Origin of the sequence: Flexivirga alba, assembly GCF_042661025.1 — a bacterium.
Taxonomy (GTDB): domain Bacteria; phylum Actinomycetota; class Actinomycetes; order Actinomycetales; family Dermatophilaceae; genus Flexivirga; species Flexivirga alba.
In genome coordinates this window covers 4,184,152-4,203,582 of record NZ_JBHSWH010000001.1, presented here as the reverse complement: position 1 = coordinate 4,203,582, position 19,431 = coordinate 4,184,152, and the positions used below count along the sequence as shown (strand labels likewise).

Annotated in this window: 17 protein-coding genes and 1 pseudogene; 7 read left to right on the top strand and 11 right to left on the bottom strand. The window is 67.5% G+C overall.

Features of this window, described 5'->3' with window-relative positions; all coding sequences use genetic code 11:
• Positions 1-17: 17 nt before the first annotated feature.
• Complete coding sequence (locus tag ACFQDH_RS20925) at positions 18-1,337, bottom strand: sugar ABC transporter substrate-binding protein (protein ID WP_382404304.1); 1,320 nt, start codon at positions 1,335-1,337, stop codon at positions 18-20.
• Between the two features lie 196 nt (positions 1,338-1,533).
• On the opposite strand from ACFQDH_RS20925, the gene ACFQDH_RS20920 reads away from it, so the two are divergent.
• Together ACFQDH_RS20920 and ACFQDH_RS20915 are read left to right on the top strand one after the other, a co-directional pair.
• Positions 1,534-1,890 (top strand): GntR family transcriptional regulator, encoded by a 357-nt coding sequence (locus ACFQDH_RS20920; RefSeq protein ID WP_382404303.1) that lies wholly within the window; start codon positions 1,534-1,536, stop codon positions 1,888-1,890.
• Between the two features lie 136 nt (positions 1,891-2,026).
• On the top strand, positions 2,027-2,173 hold the full coding sequence (locus ACFQDH_RS20915) for a hypothetical protein (protein ID WP_382404302.1): 147 nt from the start codon (positions 2,027-2,029) through the stop codon (positions 2,171-2,173).
• A gap of 111 nt (positions 2,174-2,284) precedes the next feature.
• On the opposite strand, the gene ACFQDH_RS20910 is transcribed toward ACFQDH_RS20915, so the two are convergent.
• From ACFQDH_RS20910 to aceB, 8 genes and pseudogenes are all read right to left on the bottom strand, one after another.
• On the bottom strand, positions 2,285-3,529 hold the full coding sequence (locus tag ACFQDH_RS20910) for an acyl-CoA dehydrogenase family protein (protein WP_382404301.1): 1,245 nt from the start codon (positions 3,527-3,529) through the stop codon (positions 2,285-2,287).
• Positions 3,530-3,578: 49 nt separating this feature from the next.
• Entirely contained in the window at positions 3,579-4,910 is a 1,332-nt protein-coding gene (locus tag ACFQDH_RS20905) for an acyl-CoA dehydrogenase family protein (RefSeq protein ID WP_382404300.1), read from the bottom strand.
• Positions 4,911-5,399: 489 nt separating this feature from the next.
• Positions 5,400-5,963, bottom strand: coding sequence for a type II toxin-antitoxin system PemK/MazF family toxin (locus ACFQDH_RS20900; protein WP_382404299.1), 564 nt, complete (start codon positions 5,961-5,963; stop codon positions 5,400-5,402).
• Positions 5,960-7,294, bottom strand: coding sequence for a (Fe-S)-binding protein (locus tag ACFQDH_RS20895; protein ID WP_382404298.1), 1,335 nt, complete (start codon positions 7,292-7,294; stop codon positions 5,960-5,962). The genes ACFQDH_RS20900 and ACFQDH_RS20895 overlap by 4 nt, the downstream gene beginning before the upstream one ends.
• Positions 7,294-8,514, bottom strand: coding sequence for an FAD-binding oxidoreductase (locus tag ACFQDH_RS20890; protein WP_382404297.1), 1,221 nt, complete (start codon positions 8,512-8,514; stop codon positions 7,294-7,296). Before ACFQDH_RS20890 ends, ACFQDH_RS20895 begins: the two co-directional genes overlap by 1 nt.
• Positions 8,515-8,516: 2 nt before the next feature.
• Positions 8,517-9,347, bottom strand: a complete 831-nt coding sequence (locus ACFQDH_RS20885; protein ID WP_382404921.1) for an FAD-linked oxidase C-terminal domain-containing protein — start codon at positions 9,345-9,347, stop codon at positions 8,517-8,519.
• Between the two features lie 150 nt (positions 9,348-9,497).
• A pseudogene (locus tag ACFQDH_RS20880) lies at positions 9,498-9,988 on the bottom strand (FAD-binding oxidoreductase); the annotation flags it as partial.
• A gap of 6 nt (positions 9,989-9,994) precedes the next feature.
• Positions 9,995-11,596 carry a malate synthase A gene (gene aceB / locus ACFQDH_RS20875; RefSeq protein WP_382404296.1) on the bottom strand — a complete coding sequence of 534 codons (1,602 nt, stop codon included), beginning with the start codon at positions 11,594-11,596 and terminating at the stop codon, positions 9,995-9,997.
• Between the two features lie 222 nt (positions 11,597-11,818).
• Between aceB and ACFQDH_RS20870 the strand changes: the two genes are divergently transcribed.
• The 4 genes from ACFQDH_RS20870 (at position 11,819) to ACFQDH_RS20855 (ending at position 16,270) form a co-directional block, all read left to right on the top strand.
• Positions 11,819-13,033: an MFS transporter gene (locus tag ACFQDH_RS20870; RefSeq protein ID WP_382404295.1), complete on the top strand. Its 1,215-nt coding sequence runs from the start codon at positions 11,819-11,821 to the stop codon at positions 13,031-13,033.
• Positions 13,034-13,144: 111 nt separating this feature from the next.
• Positions 13,145-14,992 (top strand): translation elongation factor 4, encoded by a 1,848-nt coding sequence (lepA, locus tag ACFQDH_RS20865; protein ID WP_382404294.1) that lies wholly within the window; start codon positions 13,145-13,147, stop codon positions 14,990-14,992.
• Between the two features lie 81 nt (positions 14,993-15,073).
• On the top strand, positions 15,074-15,793 hold the full coding sequence (gene trmB, locus ACFQDH_RS20860; RefSeq protein WP_382404293.1) for a tRNA (guanosine(46)-N7)-methyltransferase TrmB: 720 nt from the start codon (positions 15,074-15,076) through the stop codon (positions 15,791-15,793).
• Between the two features lie 9 nt (positions 15,794-15,802).
• On the top strand, positions 15,803-16,270 hold the full coding sequence (locus tag ACFQDH_RS20855) for a hotdog fold domain-containing protein (RefSeq protein ID WP_382404292.1): 468 nt from the start codon (positions 15,803-15,805) through the stop codon (positions 16,268-16,270).
• Positions 16,271-16,273: 3 nt separating this feature from the next.
• Here ACFQDH_RS20855 and ACFQDH_RS20850 read toward each other — a convergent pair whose 3' ends face one another.
• A complete protein-coding gene (locus ACFQDH_RS20850) occupies positions 16,274-17,155 on the bottom strand; it encodes a LysR family transcriptional regulator (protein WP_382404291.1) in 882 nt (293 codons plus the stop codon).
• A 77-nt stretch (positions 17,156-17,232) separates the two neighbouring features.
• Between ACFQDH_RS20850 and ACFQDH_RS20845 the strand changes: the two genes are divergently transcribed.
• A complete protein-coding gene (locus ACFQDH_RS20845; protein ID WP_382404290.1) occupies positions 17,233-18,363 on the top strand; it encodes a YeiH family protein in 1,131 nt (376 codons plus the stop codon).
• Positions 18,364-18,375: 12 nt separating this feature from the next.
• Here ACFQDH_RS20845 and ACFQDH_RS20840 read toward each other — a convergent pair whose 3' ends face one another.
• Positions 18,376-19,359: an N-acetylglucosamine kinase gene (locus ACFQDH_RS20840; RefSeq protein WP_382404289.1), complete on the bottom strand. Its 984-nt coding sequence runs from the start codon at positions 19,357-19,359 to the stop codon at positions 18,376-18,378.
• Between the last annotated feature and the right edge of the window lie 72 nt (positions 19,360-19,431).

The window sequence follows — 19,431 nt, the reverse complement described above, 5'->3', positions numbered from 1 at the left end:
GTCGGGTCGGTCGGCGGTCAGTTCTTGGCGTTCAGCGTGGAGGTGATCGCCTCGGACGCCTTCTTCGTCGCCGCCGGGACCGACGTGCCGGTCAGGATCGACTGCAGCATCGCGGTGATCGTCTTGTTGCCCTCGACGGTGCCCCATTGCGGCGCGCTCGGGACGTTCCGCCCGCCCTTGAGCATCGCGGTCGCGAACGGCGCAACGAGCTGGTCGGAGCTGTCGGCATACGGCTGCAGGGCAGTCTTGGTGGTCGGGAAGTAGCCGGTCTGGTCGGCCCACTTCTTGGCCAGGTCACCCGTGGTCATCATTTGGATGAACTTCCAGGCCAGGTCCTGCTTCTTGCTGGTCGCCATCACCGACAGGTTGGATCCGCCGAGGAACGCCGGTGCGACGCCGCCGTCCTTGCCGGGGATCGCGAACGCGCCGATCTTGTTCTTCAGGTCGGGGTTCTGCTCGATCGCTGTCTTGGGCGTCCAGTTGCCCTGGATGACCATCGCCGCCTTGTCCTTGGCGAACGCGTCGAGCAGGTCGGTCTCCTTCCAGGTGGAGGCTGCGGTCGTCGACGAGCCGTCCTTCAACGCCAGGTTGGTGTAGAACTGCAAACCCGCCTGGGACTGCTTGGAGTCCAGCGTGCTCTTCCACTTACCGCCGTCCTTGACGGCGAAGTCGCCGCCGGCGCCCCAGATGAACGGAGCCGAGGCGTATGACGAACCGCCCGCGATCGGCATCGCCGCCATCTTCGGCTCCTTGGCCTTCAGCGTCTTGACGGCCTGCTCCAGCTGCGCCCAGTTCGTCGGAACCTTGATGCCGTCCTTGGTGAAGATGTCCTTGCGGTAGACGATGCCGCGCACACCGGCATACCAACCGACGCCGTACTGCTTGCCGTCATACGTGGCAGAGTCCTTCAGCGCCTGCAGCTCGTCCTTGCCCATGCCGGAGGAGGTGACCTGCTTGGTGATGTCCGCCAGGCCGCCGGCCGCCGCGAACTCCGGGGTCCAGGTGGTGCCGATCTCGGAGACGTCCGGGCCGCCGCCGCCCGCGAAGGAGCGCACCAGCCGGTCGTGCGCGTCGGCCCACTCGACTTCCTGGATGTTCAGCGTTGCGCCGGTCTGCTTCTTGAACTCCGCCTTCGCAGTCGCATAGAACGTCGAGGAGTCCGGGTTGGTGCCCTTCATGACCCAGAAGGTCAGTGACTTGGCGCTGCCGCCTCCGCCTGCAGTGGCGCCGGCCCCGGAGCCGCCCGAGCCACTCGAGCCGCCGCTGTCGCCGCAGCCGGCGAGGGCAAGGGTGAGTGCGGTGAGGGACGCGAGTGCGGCAGCTGTGGTGGTGCGCATGGGTTCTCCTTGATGACGGGTGATGACGGGTGACGACGGGTGAAATACGGGGTGGACCGACCCCGGGACAGGGTGACCCTACGGAAAATTCGATTCGTAAGGGCAGAGTAAAGGAAAATTGTTTCCGTCAAGGCTCTCGAGCCCACCGGATGTGGCGCGTCTTCCCGTAGCTGCACGGAGGATGTTCGATGGGCAGATGATGACCATCGATCAGGACAGCGCGGTCCCGCCTTACCGGCAGATCTGCGATCAACTCGCGGCGCGCATCGAGTCCGGTGAGTTGGCGGTCGGAGCTCGGCTCACCTCGGTGCGCGGGCTGGCCGCCGAGCTCGGCCTCGCGCCGGGAACCGTGGCCAAGGCCTACACCGAGCTGGAGGCTGCTGGCCTGGTCGAGGGGATGGGTCGGGCAGGCACGCGAGTGGCCGCGGGAGGAGACGGTACGAGGGCGCTGGCTGCGGCTGCGGCAGCCGATTTCGCGACGAAGGTATGTCGGCTCGGGCTCGGCACCGAGGAGTTGTTGCGCATCGTGCGCACGAGTCTCGAACAGGCCTGACCCGCAGGCAGATCCGGGCCGGGGCGGGAGTGTGTGCGAAGTCACCTGCGCCCGGTTGGCGGTCGAAGGTATGGCGGAGGTAAAATTTCGATAACGAAGAATTCGTTATCGAACTCGTCTCGAAGGAGAGACCAGCATGACCTCGCTCGCCCGCGCCATCCGTACCCACCGTGAAACTGCCCGTAGTCGGCGGGCACTGCTGGACGCTATTCGGGGCGCCTCCACGCAGAGCGCCAGGGACGACCTGGTGATGGCGATGCAGCGGGCCAACGCCAGGAGCTGACAACCCTCTCCCCACGATCGAGGGGACCCGAACCGCATCGAGCGGACCGGAAATCTCACAGGATTTCCGGTCCGCTCGTTCTGTTGTGGGTCCGCTCGATCGGGAGGGAGCCTACTTCAGCTCGCTGGAGCTCAACTCCAAGAGGCGACGAGCCACGACGAGCAGTTGGATCTGCTGCGTGCCCTCGAAGATGTCCAGGATCTTGCTGTCCCGGGCCCACTTCTCCAGCAGCTCGGTTTCGGCGTATCCCGTTGCGCCACAAAGCTGTACGCAGGTCAATGCCACCTCGACGCAGGTGCGGCCGGCCTTCGCCTTGGCCATCGACGCCTGCATCGAGTTCGGCTTGCCGTTGTCGGCCATCCAGGCAGCCCGCATCGTCAGCAGGTATGCCGCCTCGTAGTCGGCCTCCATCTGCAGCAGGCGCGCCGCGGCATACGGCTGGGTGTGCAGGGGTGCGTCGGGGTCCGCGGTGAGGCCGGCCTTGCCGAGCAGCTCCGTCGCGAGGTCGAGGCTGGCACGGGTGAGGCCGACGGCCATCGCGGCGACGAGCGGGCGCGTGTTGTCGAAGGTCTGCATGGCGCCACCGAAACCGCCCTCGGTCCGGATCTCCGGGTCGCCGAGCAGGTCCTCTGCCGGCACCCGGCAGTTGTCCAGTGAGAAGGCTGCAGTGTCCGAAGCACGTATGCCGAGCTTGTGCTCCAGGCGGACCAGCTTCAGGCCGGGGTTGTCCCGGCGTACGACGAACGACTTGATCGCCTTCTTGCCGAGTGACCGGTCGAGCGTCGCCCAGACGACGACCAGCTCGGCGCGCTCGCCGCTCGTGACGAAGATCTTCTCGCCGTTCAGGACGTATTCGTCGCCGTCCTTGGTCGCCGTTGTCCGGATGGCGCCGGAGTCGGAGCCGGTGTCCGGCTCGGTGATCGCCATGGCAGCCCACTTGCTGCCGTAGCGCTCCTTCTGCTGGTCATTGGCGACGGCAGCGATCGCGGCGTTGCCGAGTCCCTGGCGGGGGAGCGTCAGGGTGAGCCCGACGTCGCCGCGGCAGGTCTGCATGATCGACAGGACCGACGACAGGTTCGAGCCGTTGACGGTCTCCTTGGTCTTGGCGCCACGCGAGCCGGCACCGACGCCGGCCGGCTCCTTGGCACCGCCGCTCGTCGTGCGCGCACCGGCGCCCTGCGATGCGCCTGAATCGGACAGGCCGTCGATGACTGCGGACATCAGGTCGAGTTCGCGCGGGTACTCGTGCTCGGCGAGGTCGTACTTGCGGCTGATCGGGCGGAAGACCTCGTCCGCCAGACCGGACGCCTGCTTGAGCAGCGGGATGAACTTCTTCGGAACCTCAAGGTCGATCATGCGTGAAATCCTTTGGAGTGGAAAGCGTTTCGAGTCGTGTGGCGGCAGCTCATACGAGGAGCGCGCCTTCCATGAGGCCGGCGCCGCGCAAGTCGCGGTACCACCGCTCGTTGGCGAATTCCTTGACGAAGCCGTGGCCGCCGAGCAACTGCACCCCGTCGGACCCGATCTGCGCGCAGTACTTCTCGGTCAGTGCTCGGGCGTGGGCGATCTGCTCGCTCGCGTCGAGGCCACGGTCGAGGCGCGACGCCGCACGCCATACGACCAGGCGCAGGCCGTCGAGCTCGATGGCGATGTTGGCGACGGTGAACGCAACTGCCTGGCGGTAGGCGATCGGCTCGCCGAACGCCTTGCGCTCCTTGGTGTAGGTCTTCACCTGGTCGAGGACGGCTTGCGCGGTGCCGACCGCGGCCGCGGACCACGCGAGGCGGGCACGGGCGACCGCGTCGGTGTGGTCGTCGGCGGTGCCGAGCAGGTTCGAGACGGGCACGCGGACCTGCTCCAGGTGCAGAGTGCCGGTGTGTGCCGCACGCACGCCCATCGCCGGGTTGTCGGAAACGGTGACACCCTCGGTGGTCGGCGGCACGATTACCAGACGGGCTGCGCCGTCGATCATCGCCGAGACGATGAAGAGATCGGAGGTCGCGGCGCCAGGCACGAGCGCCTTGGTGCCGTCGAGGACGACCCCGTCGCCGTCGATGCGCCCTGTCGTTTGCGGCTTCGCCGGGTCGAACAGCGGCTGCGGCTCCATCAGTGCGACTGCGCCCGTGGCGGGAGCGGTCTCATCGGTGAAGGCCGGCAGGTATGTCGCCTGCTGGTCCGAATCGCCATAGTTCACAAGGCAGTTCGCGACGGCCGCTGGCGACATCACCGCGACTGCGAGACCCATGTCGCCACGAGCCAACTCCTCCAGCACGAGGACGCTGGTCACCGCGGACGCTTCTTCGGCGACACCGCCGAGCTCGGTGGGGACACCGAGCAGCGCCATACCCATTTGGGCGGCCTGCTGGCGCACCGAGTCAGGCACGGCGCGCTCGGCGTCTGCTGTCGAAGCAGCCGGGCGGAGCACCTCGTCGGCCAGCTCTCGGGCCGCCTCGCGGATCATCTCCTGGTCATCGCTCGGGATCAGGTCGAACTGCACCCGCGGCTTGGCCGGCTTGCTGCGGGTCGGGGATCCGGATCCGCTCTTGGCGCTGAAGGCGCGTCCGGCAGCCACCTGGGCGCGAAAGCCCTGGCGGGCGCCGCGGTAGAGGACCTTCTCGACCTTGGCGCGCAGCGCGGGATTCTTCATCGCCTCCAGGCCGCCGGCGCGGGTGATGAGGCGCATGCCGAAGGACTGTCCGCGGTCGGCGAGGGTCGGCTTGGATTGCGGGTGGCTCATGGTTGCCTTTCGGTGCAGGCGGGATGTTCTTGTAACTTACGGTACCGGAAACATCGAGTATCGGGTACCCGCACCCGGCAAAAGGCAGGTCGCAATCAGGCGTATGCCGCGCGGAGGGCGGCGGCGGCTTGGGGGACTGCCGATAGTGCGGGCATTCCCGCGCACGATCTGCAGGACGTCGGCGGGCGCAACTGTGATTGACGCATGAGGACCAGCAGGAGGTGCGGCGGGGCGCACTTGCTGCTGGTCCGTAATCTCGGTGCCGGTGCCCGGTTGGTCCGGGACGGCAGAAAGTGCGGAGCACACTCGCGCACGATCTGCATGGCCGCGGCGCCCGCACCCCCTGCAGAGAGTTCGCACCCCATAGCAGCCCGAATGTCACCGATGTGCCGAGACATCACGGGCCTCGAAACGGGCCTCGAAACGGCCGGATCTCCTCTTCGCTCAGCGCTGCTCGCGTCCGCTTGGGGAAGGAAGGGCGAGGAGGAGCTACTCGTGAGCCGCGCGCACCGCGTCGGCGACGAGGTCGAACTTCGCGCGCGGCAACACCGAGCCCTCGCGCCGGATGGTCTCCTCGGACAACCGGATCACCCGATTGACGCGCACTTCACTCGGGCGGCGCGTCGGGTCCCAGTCGCCGGTGCCGATGTCACACCAGAGCCGGCCGGCGCGGCGTTCTTGCTCGGTATCGCGGTCGTGGTCCTTGCTGGTCAGCATCAGAGCGAGCAACCACCGGCCGTCGCGGCCGACGAGCAGGACCGGCCGGTCCTTGCCCTGGCTGTGATCCTCCTCGAAAGGCACCCAACCCCAGACGATTTCGCCCGGGTCGGGTTTGCCGTCGGGCTTGGGTGCGTAGGTCATGGTCGGAGCCCCGGAGTAGTCGCCGGGGTAGGCCGACGCCGGATGCGCGGGCTGAGCGCGAGCGGTTGACGGGCGCTCTCCGCCCGCCGGCCGACCGGACGGCCGGTGCCGCTCGGACTTGCGAAGTGAATCGCGCAGCACGTCGCCAAGGACGCGGGTGGCGGTCCGGGCCAGGTTGAAACGGGACGTCATGGTGTCACCAGGCTCTCCACGGGCAGCCCGCGAATCGAGGCGTCGAGGACAGTTGCGGTGTGTGCCATCGGGATCGGTGTGCCGAGCCGCTCCAGGGCGTTGGCGATCTGCATCAGGCAGCCGGGGTTGGCGGTCACGATCAGGTCGGGCTTCGTTGCCATGATGCTGCGTGCCTTGGCCTCGCCCAGCTCGGCGGCGGTTTGCGGGTGCAGGATGTTGTAGACCCCGGCGGAGCCGCAACAGATGGCGGCGTCCGGGATCTCGACCAGTTGCACGCCGGGGATCGCGCGCAACAGCTCACGCGGTTGCGAGCGCACTCCTTGTGCGTGGCCGAGGTGACAGGCGTCGTGGTAAGCGATGCGCATTGGCAGCGGATGCCGGGTCGCGACGGTGCCGAGCTCGGTGAGCACTTCACTCAGGTCACGCACGTTCGACGCGAACGCTTCCGCGGATTGCGTTGTGGCGTCGTCATTCTCGGCGGCGAAGAGCGGCCCGTAGTCCTTCATCGCACTGCCACAGCCGGCCGCGTTGGTCACGACGGTCTCGATCTCGGGCGCAGCATCGAAGGTCGCCATCGTCTGCTGGGCGAATCGTTGTGCCTCCGCCTCGCGGCCGGAGTGACTGCTGAGCGCACCGCAACACCCTTGCCCGCTGGGTATGACGACGCGGCATCCCTCGGCCGCCAGGACGCGAGCGGTCGCGGCATTGACGTCGGAGAAGAAGACGTCCTGGACACAGCCGGTCAGCAGGCCGACCACTGCACGCTGCTCGCCGACAGCGGGTACCACCGCCGGCAACTTCTCCGCTGTCCCGAGTTTCGGAGTGAGTCGCTCCATCGCGGCCAGGCCGGGGAAGAAGCGGTCAAGGAGTCGGGTCCGTCGCAGCGCGCGGTCGAGGCCGAGACGCTGGGTCGCCCGCAGTGGTCCGCGCAGCTTGCGTAGGCGTGCGGGGTAGGGGAAGAGGCTGAAGATCGTTTCACGCAAAGCCTTTTCGGAGCGGGACCGCTCATGCCGCCGCTCGACCTGGGCGCGGGTCTGCTCCAGCAGCCGGTCGTACTGCACCCCACTCGGGCAGGCAGTGACGCACGACATGCAACCCAAGCACGCGTCGAAGTGCTCCACCATCTGATCGGTGAGTGGTGCTCCCTCCAGCCCGGCCTGCATCAGGTGGATGCGGCCGCGCGGTGAGTCCATCTCCTCACCCCACAGCTGGTATGTCGGACAGGCGGGCAGGCAGAAGCCGCAGTGCACACAGTCGGCGATGAGTTCTTGCGAGGGCGGGTTGTGTGCGTCAAAGGCGCCGGCAAGCTCGTTCAACGGACCTCCGGTCATCAGATGCCTCCCACGAATCGGCCGGGGGCGAGCTGCCGACCCGGGTCGAACTGCTGCTTGAGTCGGCGCATCACCGGAAGCCCGTCGACCGGGCCCCAGACGTCAATGTCGTAACGGAGCGAGAGCGGTGCGGTCAACAGGACCACCGCCCCGCCCTCACGTGCCGCGAGCGGGCGCAACAACTGCAACGTCGCGGCGAGCGCTGCTGCCGACACATCCGCGGGTGCGGCGGCGTAGAGGACGCCGGTGCCCGCCGCGCCACGCACGTGGAGTCCGAGTTCGGTTGCTGCGTCGGCGATTTCAGCGACCGCACCAAGGCGGCAGGTGATCTTGAGAGCGATGCCGGTGCCATCGGTCGGGCACGGCAGCAGCCACGGCCAGTCGAGGTCGGGGACCACTTCGGTGGTGGTTCCGAACTCGTCGCGTGCGGCTTCGACGCGACCGGGGACTCCGTCGGCGGTGCCCTCGATCAGCAGCGCCACCGTCGTGAGTTTGCCCGGCTGCCAGTCGATTTCGAGTGCCGCGGGAGCCAGCTGCGAATGACACAGCCGCGCAAGGAGTGGTTCGAGCTCGTCAGAACGAACCGATGCGGTAACCCAGGAACGGGTTTCGGGGACAGGGTGCAGCCGGAAGGTCGCCTCGGTGATGACGGCGAGCGTGCCGTAGGAGCCGACGAGCAGCTTGCCCAGGTCGTAGCCCGCGACGTTCTTGACGACCTTGCCACCGGAGTGCGCGATGGTGCCGTCGGCGAGGACGACGGTGATACCGATCAGCAGGTCGCGGGCCGTACCGTGCAGCAGCCGGTGCGGTCCACTCGTGTTGGTCGCCAGGACGCCACCGATGGTGCCGCCCTGCACCGGCTCGTCGAGACTGAGCAACTGGCCGCTGTCGCGAACGTGCTCCTGGAGATCTGCGAGCGGCATACCGGCCCCGGCGCGGACGATGAGATCACCCGGCTGGTGCTCGATCAGCCGGTCCAGGGCCCGGGTATCCAGCACCAGATCAGGGGCAGGGCACACTCCGCCGAACGTCTGTTTGGTGCCGTTGCCGCGCACCACCGTCACGGCACTGCGTTCGTCGACCGCGCGCAGCACCGTCGAGACCTGCTCGGTGGTCGTCGGGCGAGCGACGCATCCGGGCACATGGCCATCGAGGGCATCGGAGTGTTCGCCGGGTCGCACGTCGACACCCAGATCGTGCAGCGGAGTGATCAGATCCATCGTCAGAAGACCTCGCCCAGCCCGGCGGCCTGCACCGGATGCGCGGCGTGCCGCTTGCCCGGGACCTCACCGCACAGGCGCGGAGTGGGAAAGACCTTGCCGGGGTTGGAGATTCCCGTCGGGTCGAAGGCGCAGCGTACGAGTTGCATGGTGTCCAGGTCGTCATCGGTGAACATCTTGGGCATGTGCTTGGCCTTGTCGGCGCCGACACCGTGCTCGCCGGTGATCGAGCCGCCGTGCGCCAGGCACAGGTCGAGTATGGCGCCGGACGTCTCCTCGGCGGCCGCCGCCTGACCGGGCACACGCTCATCGAAAAGAACCAGCGGATGCAAGTTGCCGTCACCGGCGTGGAAGACGTTGGCCACCCGCAGACCGCGCTCTCGAGCGAGGGCGGTCATCGACCGCAACACCTCCGGCAGCGCCGTGCGCGGAATGACGCCGTCCTGCACGATGTAGTCGGGGCTGATCCGGCCGACGGCGGCGAAGGCTGACTTCCGACCGCGCCAAATGGCCTGGCGTTCCTCATCATCGGCGGCGATCCGGATCTCGAACGCCCCGGCGTCGCGGCAGTGTGCCTCTGCGGCAGCCAGTTCCACCGACACCTCGTGCTCGGGCCCGTCCAACTCGACCACCAGCACCGCACCCGCGCCCTGCGGGTAGTTGCAGGCGACCGCGGCCTCGGCGGCCTCGATCGCCAGCGCATCCATCATCTCGATTGCCGCAGGCACGATGCCCGCGCCGATGATCGCCGAGACCGCCGCACCCGCGGAGTCGGTGTCGGCAAATCCCGCGAGGAACGTCTGGACCGCGGCCGGAGAGCGGGTCAGTCGCACGGTGACCTCGGTCGCGATGCCGAGCGTGCCCTCGGAGCCGACGAAGGCGCCGAGCACGTCGTAACCCGGCGCGTCTGGCGCAGTGCTGCCGAGGGTGGTGCGTTCGCCGTCCGGTAGGACGACCTCGGCCGCGACGACATGGGTGACGGTGAAGCCGTATTTCAGGCAGTGCGCACCACCGGAGTTCTCGGCGACGTTGCCGCCGATGCTGCACACCTGCTGGCTGGAGGGGTCCGGTGCGAAGTAGTAACCCTCCGGGCGAGTGCGCGTCGAGACGTTGAGATTGATGACACCCGGGTCGACGACGGCCCGCTGATCACGCGCGGAAACGCTTCTGATCTCACGGAATCCACTCATGACGATCAGCACACCGTCGGCGTGGGGAGTGCTCCGCCGGACAGCCCGGTGCCCGACCCGCGTGCCACGAACGGCACGCCGTGCTCGGCGCAGGCACGCACGGCGCGTTGAACGTCGTCGGCGCTGCGCGCAAGGACCACCAGAGCGGGGGTCACCCGATAGAGCAGCAGCCCGTCGCAGTCGTAGGTGGCCAGTTGGGTCGGGTCGTCGATGACGGCCTCGGACGCAAGCACCGACCGCAGCTGTGCGGTGACAGCTGCGATCGGTGTTGGGTTGTTCGTCATACAAAATCAGGGCATGCGTGCGTATGCCGGGAGCGTGAGGAAGTCGGCGTAGTCGTCCGCGACGGCAACCTGCAGGAAGGTCGCCTTGGCTTCGTCGTAGTCGGCCGCGTCGCCAGGCAGATCGGCGATCACCTCGTCCACCAGCTTCAGCACCAGCGCCTCGGTGACCTGCTCGCCGGTGTCGGCGAGCTTCACGTCGTTCTGGATCTGCTGCCAGATCTGCGAACGGCTGATCTCGGCAGTGGCGGCGTCCTCCATCAGGTTGTAGATGCCGACGGCGCCGCGACCGGCGAGCCAGGACTTGAGGTACTGCAGTGCCACGTCGATGTTGCTGCGCAGGCCGGCAGAGGTGACGTCGCCCGGAGTTGACTTCACGTCGAGCAACTGCGCCGCCTGCACGTTGGCCTCCGGCACGTTGTCGATCTGGTTGGGCTTGTCGCCCAGCACCTTGGTGAAGACCTCCTTGCAGGTCTCGACCATCGCCGGGTGGGCCACCCACGAGCCGTCGAAGCCGTCACCGGCCTCGCGGGACTTGTCGGCGGTGACCTTCTCGTAGGCCGCCTTGTTGACCGACTCGTCCTTGCTCGGGATGAATGCCGCCATACCGCCGATCGCGGACGCACCGCGTCGGTGGCAGGTGTTGACCAGAAGCTGGGTGTAGGCCTTCATGAACGGAACCGTCATACCCACCGAATTGCGGTCCGGCACAATGTAATCCGCGCCTCGCGTGCGGTAGGTCTTGATGACCGAGAAGAGGTAGTCCCAGCGGCCGGCGTTGAGGCCGGAGGAGTGATCACGCAGCTCGTAGAGGATCTCTTCCATCTCGAACGCGGCGGGCAGCGTCTCGATCAGGCAGGTCGCGCGGATGGTGCCCTGCGGTATGCCGAGCCGGTCCTGCGCCAGTTTGAAGGCGTCGTTCCAGAGACGCGCCTCCTTGTGGCTCTCCATCTTCGCCAGGTAGAAGTAGGGGCCCTTGCCGGCGTCGATCTGCTTCTGCGCGCACGCGGCGAAGTAGAGCGCGAAGTCGACGAGCGACCCGGAGGTCTCCTCACCGTCGACCAGGATGTGCTTCTCCGGCATGTGCCAGCCGCGAGGCCGCACGATGATCGTCGGCCGCTGCTCCGGCGCGACGAGCTTGTATTCCTTGCCTTCGGCGCTGGTGAAGTCGATCGTGCCGTCGAGCGCGTCCTTGAGGTTCAGCGGACCCTCGACGACGTTCTCCCACAGCGGGGTGTTGGCGTCCTCCTGGTCGGCCAGCCATGCCCTGGCGCCGGAGTTGAGCGCGTTGATCGTCATCTTGCGGTCGGTCGGGCCGGTCATCTCGACGCGGCGGTCCTCCAGACCGGGCGCCAGCGGGGCGACCTTCCACTCGGGGTCCTCGCGGACCGAGCGGGTCTCGGCCAGGAAATCCAGATCGTTGCCGGCCGCCACGTCGGCGACGCGCTGCTTGCGGGCCTCGAGGGCCTCGAGGCGACGGGGGTTCAGCTCGCGATGCAGCTCGGCGATGAGCTCCAGCGCGGTCGTGCTGAGGATCTCGGCATACCTCGGCTGGATCGGGCCAGTGACTTGCACGCCGTTCGGAAGTTTCGGCGTGGTCTCGTCGGACATTGGTACAACCTCCACAATGTGATGTGAAACTTTCGCATGTCGGAATTCTCTGGCTCGCTACGGGCAGCCTAGCGTGCGCCCTCCCGACGATCATTTCGGCCCTCACCGGGCCACGCAAGTGGCTGTCCGCTGGACGTCTTCACACCGCGAATGGCGGGTGAGTCCTGTCACGTCGGCTCGATCTACTCGCGAGTAACCGCCGTGACACGGAACCCTGGGTCAGTGACAACCTCGCTGGCCCCGCGCCGACCCGCTGCCGATGGCGACGCACCGCTGTCCGCGCTGCGCGTGCGGGTCGCGCTGTTCGCCCTCGCGCTGGGTGGTTTCGCCATCGGGACAACGGAATTCGTCACGATGGGACTGCTGCCGCAGATCGCTGACGGTGTGCACATCAGCATCCCGACCGCTGGTCACGTCGTCTCGGCATACGCGCTGGGGGTTGTGGTCGGAGCACCGCTGGTCGCGATGCTTGCCGCCGGCGTGCGCCGCAAAGTCGTCCTGGTCGCACTGATGGCGGCGTTCGCGGTGGGCAACGTCGGCTCGGCGCTCGCGCCCAACTACTCATTGCTGCTCGTCGCGCGCTTCGTCAGCGGACTGCCGCACGGCGCCTTCTTCGGAATCGGTTCGGTGGTGGCCGCGTCTCTCGTGCCGCGGCACCGGCGCACATCGGCCGTGGCGATGATGCTGGCCGGGTTGACCGTAGCGAACATCGTGGGCGTCCCACTGGGGACGCTGCTCGGACAGCACCTCGGTTGGCAGTGGCCCTACGTCTTCGTCGGCGTGGTCGCGCTGGTCACGGTGGTGGCCGTCCTTGCCTGGGTGCCGATGCAGTCGGCGGACGCCGGGGCGTCCGCACGATCGGAGCTGAGTGCGCTGGCGCGCCCGCAGGTGTGGCTGACGCTCGGTGTCGGGACCGTCGGTTTCGGCGGCATGTTTGCGACCTTCTCCTACATCACCCCGACGATGACGCACCTGGCCGGCTTCCAGGACGCCGCGGTGCCCCTGATCCTGGTCGCGTATGGCGTTGGTATGACGCTTGGCACGATGCTCTCGGGACGTGTCGCGGCATACGGGATGTTGCGCGGGATGATCGCGATGCTGGCGGCGATCGCGGTGCTGCTGGCGGTCTTCGGCGTGCTGGCCCAGGCCCGGCCGACCGCGGTGCTGGCTGTCTTCCTGCTCGGTCTCCTACCCTCCGTGCTCGTGCCGTTGCTGCAGACCCGACTGATGGATGTTGCGAACAAAGGGCAGTCGCTGGCGGCCGCGTTGAACCACTCGACGCTGAACATCGCCAACGCGCTGGGTGCGTGGCTGGGCAGCGTCGTGCTCTCCCACGGCCTCGGCTACGAGTGGCCCAGCCGGGTCGGCGCCATGCTGGCTGTCGCCGGCATCGCGATCGCCGGCGTCAGTGCACTGCTCGCGCGCCGGGAGAAATGAAACTCGTCCGCCTGCCGGTGATCTGCTGAGTTCGGACGAGGGCGCCTGCCATGGGAGACTGTGGCAAGTCACCTACTCCCGCCGTTTTCGAGGTAAGCCCCGTTGTCACCCATGGCTCGTCAGGCGCTGCCGCCCGCCGCAACGCCACCGGACCTGATCCGGAATTTCTGCATCATCGCGCACATCGACCACGGCAAGTCCACGCTGGCCGATCGGATGCTGCAGATCACCGGCGTCGTGGACCAGCGGGCGATGCGTGCGCAGTACCTCGACCGGATGGACATCGAGCGGGAGCGTGGCATCACGATCAAGAGCCAGGCGGTCCGTATGCCGTGGGAGGCGGACGGAACCACCTACTGCCTCAACATGATCGACACACCCGGACACGTCGACTTCACCTATGAGGTGTCGCGCTCGCTGGCGGCCTGCGAAGGCGCCGTCCTGCTGGTCGACGCGGCACAGGGCATCGAGGCGCAGACCCTGGCGAACCTCTACCTCGCCATGGAGAACGACCTGACGATCGTCCCGGTGCTCAACAAGATCGACCTGCCGTCGGCTCAGCCAGAGAAGTATGCCGAGGAGCTCGCGGGCCTCATCGGGTGCGACCCGTCCGAGGTGCTGCAGGTTTCGGGCAAGACCGGCGTGGGCGTCGAACCCCTGCTGGACGAGATCGTCCGGCAGCTCCCGGCACCGCAGGGTGATGCCGACGCTCCGGCACGGGCGATGATCTTCGACTCGGTCTACGACACCTACCGCGGTGTGGTGACCTACGTGCGTGTCATCGACGGGTCGTTGAGCCCTCGCGAACGCATCGAGATGATGTCGACCGGCGCCATACACGAACTGCTCGAGATCGGTGTCAGCTCACCGGAGCCGAAGCCGTCTGACGGTCTCGGCGTGGGTGAGGTCGGCTACCTCATCACCGGTGTGAAGGATGTGCGCCAGTCCCGTGTCGGTGACACGGTCACCACGGCCCGCCGTGGCGCGACCACCGCATTGGGGGGTTACCGCGACCCGAAACCGATGGTCTACTCCGGCCTCTATCCCATCGACGGCTCGGACTACCCGATCCTGCGAGATGCCCTGGACAAGCTGAAACTCAACGATGCGGCACTGGTCTACGAGCCGGAGACGTCGGTGGCACTCGGCTTCGGGTTCCGGATCGGCTTCCTGGGCATGCTGCACCTGGAGATCGTCCGCGAGCGACTGGAGCGCGAGTTCGACCTCGATCTGATCTCGACCCTGCCGAGCGTGGTCTATGACGTGCGGCTCGACGACGGGCAGACGGTCACGGTGACCAACCCCAGTGAGTTCCCCGACGGCAAGGTCTCGGCCATCACCGAGCCGGTGGTGCGCGGCACGATCCTGGCGCCCAGCGAGTTCATCGGCGCGGTCATGGAGCTGTGCCAGTCGCGGCGCGGGACGCTGCGTGGGATGGACTACCTGTCGCCCGAGCGAGTGGAGATGCGCTACACGCTGCCGCTCGCCGAGATCGTCTTCGACTTCTTCGACGCATTGAAGTCCAAGACCCGCGGATATGCCTCTCTCGACTACGAACCCGACGGCGAGCAGGAGGCCGACCTGGTCAAGGTCGACGTGCTGCTGCAGGGCGACAAGGTCGACGCGTTCTCCAACATCGTGCACCGCGACAAGGCCTATGCGTATGGCGTGTCGATGGCGACCAAGTTGAAGGAACTCATCCCGCGGCAGCAGTTCGAGGTGCCGATCCAGGCCGCCATCGGCACGCGGGTGATCGCCCGGGAAAACATCCGCGCCATCCGCAAGGACGTGCTGGCCAAGTGCTACGGCGGCGACATCAGCCGTAAGCGCAAGCTGCTGGAGAAGCAGAAGGAAGGCAAGAAGCGGATGAAGATGGTCGGCTCCGTCGAGGTCCCGCAGGAGGCCTTCATCGCCGCGCTGTCGCAGGACACCGGCGCCGTGGAGAAAGCGAAGAAGTAAGTGCCGCAACAGGATTCGGCGTCTTTGTCTGCTTCGACTCATCTGGCGAGGACTCGGTCGTTCACGCGTCGCGGCGGCCGGATGGCCGAGCGGCATCACCGCGCGCTGGCTGATCACGGCCCGGCATACCTGCTGGACGTCCCGATGGTTGGCGAGGGCACGACCGTGGAGCCCGACTTCCGGCTCGACGTGGCAGCGGCCTTCGGCCGGACGGCGCCGCTGGTCGTCGAGATCGGCTCCGGTGGCGGCGACTGTGTGGTGCACGCCGCGAAGCAGCACCCGGACTGGAACTTCCTGGCGATCGAGGTCTGGGTTCCGGGAGTGGCCCAGACGATCGCGAAATGCGTCCACGAGGGTGTCGACAACGTGCGGTTGATCTGCGCCGACGCCGCCCAAGCGCTGCCCAGCATGCTGGGGGCTGGGAGCGTGCGGGAGGTGTGGACCTTCTTCCCCGATCCGTGGCCGAAGTCCAAGCATCACAAGCGCCGGCTCGTGCAACCGGACTTCGCCGACAAGGTCGCCGATCTGCTGGAGCCGGAAGGCAATTGGCGGCTTGCCACTGACTGGGCCGACTACGCGTGGCAGATCCGGGACGTGGTCGAGGGGTGTGCCGGGCTGGTCAATCCGTATGCCGGACGACTGGCCGACCCGGGTGATGTCGAGGTCGATCCGCGCGGCGACCATGGCGGCTTCGCACCGCGTTTCGAGGGGCGCGTCGAGACCCGTTTCGAGCGCAAGGGGCTTCGGGTGGACCGCGTCGTGCGGGACGTGGTCGGGACGCGCCGCCCTACCAGTCAGTAACATAGCTTCATGACCTCGACGTACCAGCTCTATCAGCGCTTGACCGCCAAGCCGTTCGGACGGCAGCTCTTCGCCCTGGGCTTCATGGCGCGAGCGCCATACTTCGCAACCGTGCAGCCACAGGTCCGTGAGATGGCACCCAATCGCGGGGTGGTGCGCATCCGTAAGTGGCGAGGCGTGCAGAACCACATCGGCACGATCCACGCTATTGCGGTGGCCAACGGTATGGAAGCGGCGATGGGACTGCTCGCCGAGGCGTCCGTCAAGCCCGGGACTCGCTGGATTCCCAAGGGGATTCAGCTCGACTACATCACCAAGGTGCCCAGTGCGGTTGACTGCATCGCCGAGACGGATCCGGCCGACTGGGACCAGCCGACACCGCACGAGGTGCGGGTGCGGGTGACCGGGAAACTCGCTGACGGCACCGAGGTGGTCAAGGGCGTCATACCGCTATGGGTGACCGAGAACCGTCGCTGACCGTCAGCTGCGCTTGGCAATTGCGACGAGTTCCGCGGGGGCGCCACGTAAGCGGCGGGGCCCGGTCCACACCGCGCGCAGCTGCCGACGCAGGCCGAGCGTGGTGCGAACCTCGCACAAGGTGCCGGTGGCGAGCGCGTCGGACACCGCGAGGCGGCTCAGCACAGCCGGCGCGGTGCCCGACAGAACGCTGACTCGCACCGCTGCGTTGCTCGCGAGCTCGACCATCGGTCGGGCCGGCGCGCCGAGGGCTTCGTCGAGCGCGACGCGCGTGCCAGAGCCGGGTTCGCGCATCACCAGCGGGGTTTCGCGTAATTCCAGCTCCGTCACTGGGGATCGCCGGCGGGCCCACCTGTGCTGCGGAGGCACGACGAGAACCAGCTCATCGTGAGCGACCACCAGGTGGTTCACCCCGCGAGGTGGGCGCGGGCCTTCGATGAACCCGAGGTCGCACCTGGCCTCGTGCAAGTCGTCGAGGACGTCGTGTGTGTTGTGCACGTGGACCTCGACGCGCACCTCCGGATGCGTTTCGCGCAAGGCTCCGAGCCACGAGGGCAAGAGGTGCTCGGCGACAGTCTGACTCGCCGCGACGACGATCGACTCCGCGCTATCGGTGGCGAGCGACCTTGCGCCTTCTGACAATTCGCGAGCCGCTTGTATGACGTTCCTGGACCATTCGACGACCAGCAGGCCGGAGTCGGTCAGCGTCGACCCGTGCGTCGAGCGGTGCAGCAGGGTCACCTCGAGGTGGCGTTCCAGCCGGGCGATCGATCGGCTCGCATTGGGCTGAGCGACACCGGTGGCACGGGCGCCGGCCGACAGGCTGCCGTGATCGGCGACCGCAACGAGCAGCTCGAGCGCGCTCAAGTCCGGCCAGTTCGTCATATGCGGAGGATATACCCGGCATGGAGATATGACGGCTACCGCTTCGATGGATGGTGGCTGAACCTTGAAGAGTGGCAATGACGGTGAAATCTCAGGGTCGGTCTCGATACGCCGCTCGTCCCTCGCGGCACTCGACCCGCAAGGATGACGGGTCTCGATACGCCGCTCGTCCCTCGCGGCACTCGACCAGCGAGGGAGGCGGGTCTCGATCCGCTTATCTGCCCGGGCTCGCTGTCGCGGTCGTCATCGCTTGTGTCGCAACGCTGCTCGGTCATTTTGCCCCCGTCATCGGCGGTCCGGTCTTCGGGATCGTCATCGGCATCATCGCCGGAAGCGCCATCCCGGCGCTGCACGGTGACCGTCGCTTCGCCCCGGGTGTGGCCTTCGCGGGAACGGGCGTCCTGCAGTTGTCGATCGTCGTCCTGGGGACCGGACTGTCGCTTTCGCAGGTGGTGCACGTCGGTGGTGACTCGTTGCCGGTGATGCTCGGGACGTTCGCCGTCGCGATCGGCGGGGCGTTCGTGTTCGGACGCTTGCTCGGCATCAACGGTGAGTTGGCCACCCTCATCGGGGTAGGCACGGGTATCTGTGGCGCCTCTGCCATCGCCGCGACGACGGCCGTCATACGCCCGAAGCAGTCGAATGTCGCCTACGCCATCGGCACCATCTTCACGTTCAACATCCTTGCGGTGCTGCTGTTTCCGCCGATCGGGCACCTGATCGGCATGACGGGCCACTCCTTCGGGCTGTGGAGCGGGACGGCGGTCAACGACACATCGTCAGTGGTCGCTGCGGCATACAGCTTCGGCGACGGCGCGGGGCCGTACGCGATCGTGGTCAAGCTGACCCGCTCGCTGATGATCATCCCGATCGTCGTCGTGCTCGCGTTCGTGACGGCACGTCGCGAAGCCGCGAACAACGGTGAGCGGGCGAAGATCCCGTGGCGCAAGGTGGTGCCGGCCTTCCTCATCGGCTTCCTGGTCGCCGCGGCGCTCAACTCGATCGGGGCGATCCCCACGGCGTGGCACGACGGATTGACCTTCGCCGGAACGTTCCTGATCACCGTCGCCCTCGCTGCGATCGGAGTGGGCCTGCGGCCCGCTGCGCTCCGTGCAGCCGGCGCTCGCCCGCTCGCCCTCGGCGCGATGTTGTGGGTGTGCGTATCGCTCGCCAGCCTCGGTCTGCAGGCTGTGACCGGCACGCTCTGAGGGTGCGGTCGATCAGCTGCGAGAACGTATGGCGGCCAACGAGATCCGGGCATGCTTATGCAGCTCGGCATCGACCGTGACGCCGGCGGAACGCAGGTTCATGCAGACCGCACCGAGTGTCCCGTCTGCCATGGGTAGGACGGGTCCGCCCCACCCGCGTTCGCGCAGCAGCCCGGTGACGGTGGTGCGCAAACCCTCCTGGTGGAAGAGCACGCTGCCGCCGACTACCAGCGGCGCATCGCGGTCGGCAGAGGGGAGGGCGGTCACGGTGTCCGCGAGACAGACGCCGGCGTCGTCGACGATCGATCGAGCGACGTCGTCGATGTCGGCGTGATCGAAGGCCAGCGGTGCAAAGCGTGCGATGCCGGGCGTCGGGATCGCGTAGAGGTTCGCCACGAGTTGGTCGAGCAGCACGTCCTTGTCGGCGGCTCGGTCGCCGGTGACACCGGCGGCGGGAAGCAACACATCGGTGAGGGAGGTCTGCGGGCCACGGCCGTCGAGGTCCGCGGTGACCGCACGCACGACGCGGCGGGCGATCCAGTAGCCGGATCCGTCGTCGCCGAGCAGCCAACCGCGGCCGTCGCCGCGGGCTGTAGTCACGCCGTCGTGGACGACGATCGCCGCGGCCCCGGTGCCGGAGACCAGGGCGGCACCACTGAGCTGCGCCGTGCCCGCGAAGAACATCGCCTCCAGGTCGCTGCCCAGGTGCAGGGTCGCACCGACACCGAGTTGTTGCAGGCCACGCTCGACCCCGGTCAGACCGACCGCGGAGCCGGCCATGGCGGCGAGGGCGTGACCGATCTCGCCGGGCCCCGCGCCAGCCTGGCCCAATGCCTCGGTAGCTGCCGAACGCATAGCATTCGCAACGCTTTCCACACCGGAAGCGGTCGGATTGCCGCCGCCGGCGACGGCATACCCGGAGCACGTGCCCTCGGCGTCGTGGACGAGCGCGCGTGTGGAGGTGCCACCCGCATCGACGGTGAGGAAGAGGCTCATGGGTCATTCATACCGGTCGCCGGTCCTCGGGGAGGCGTCCGGGTTCGGAGCGGCTCCGAGTTCTGCGGACCT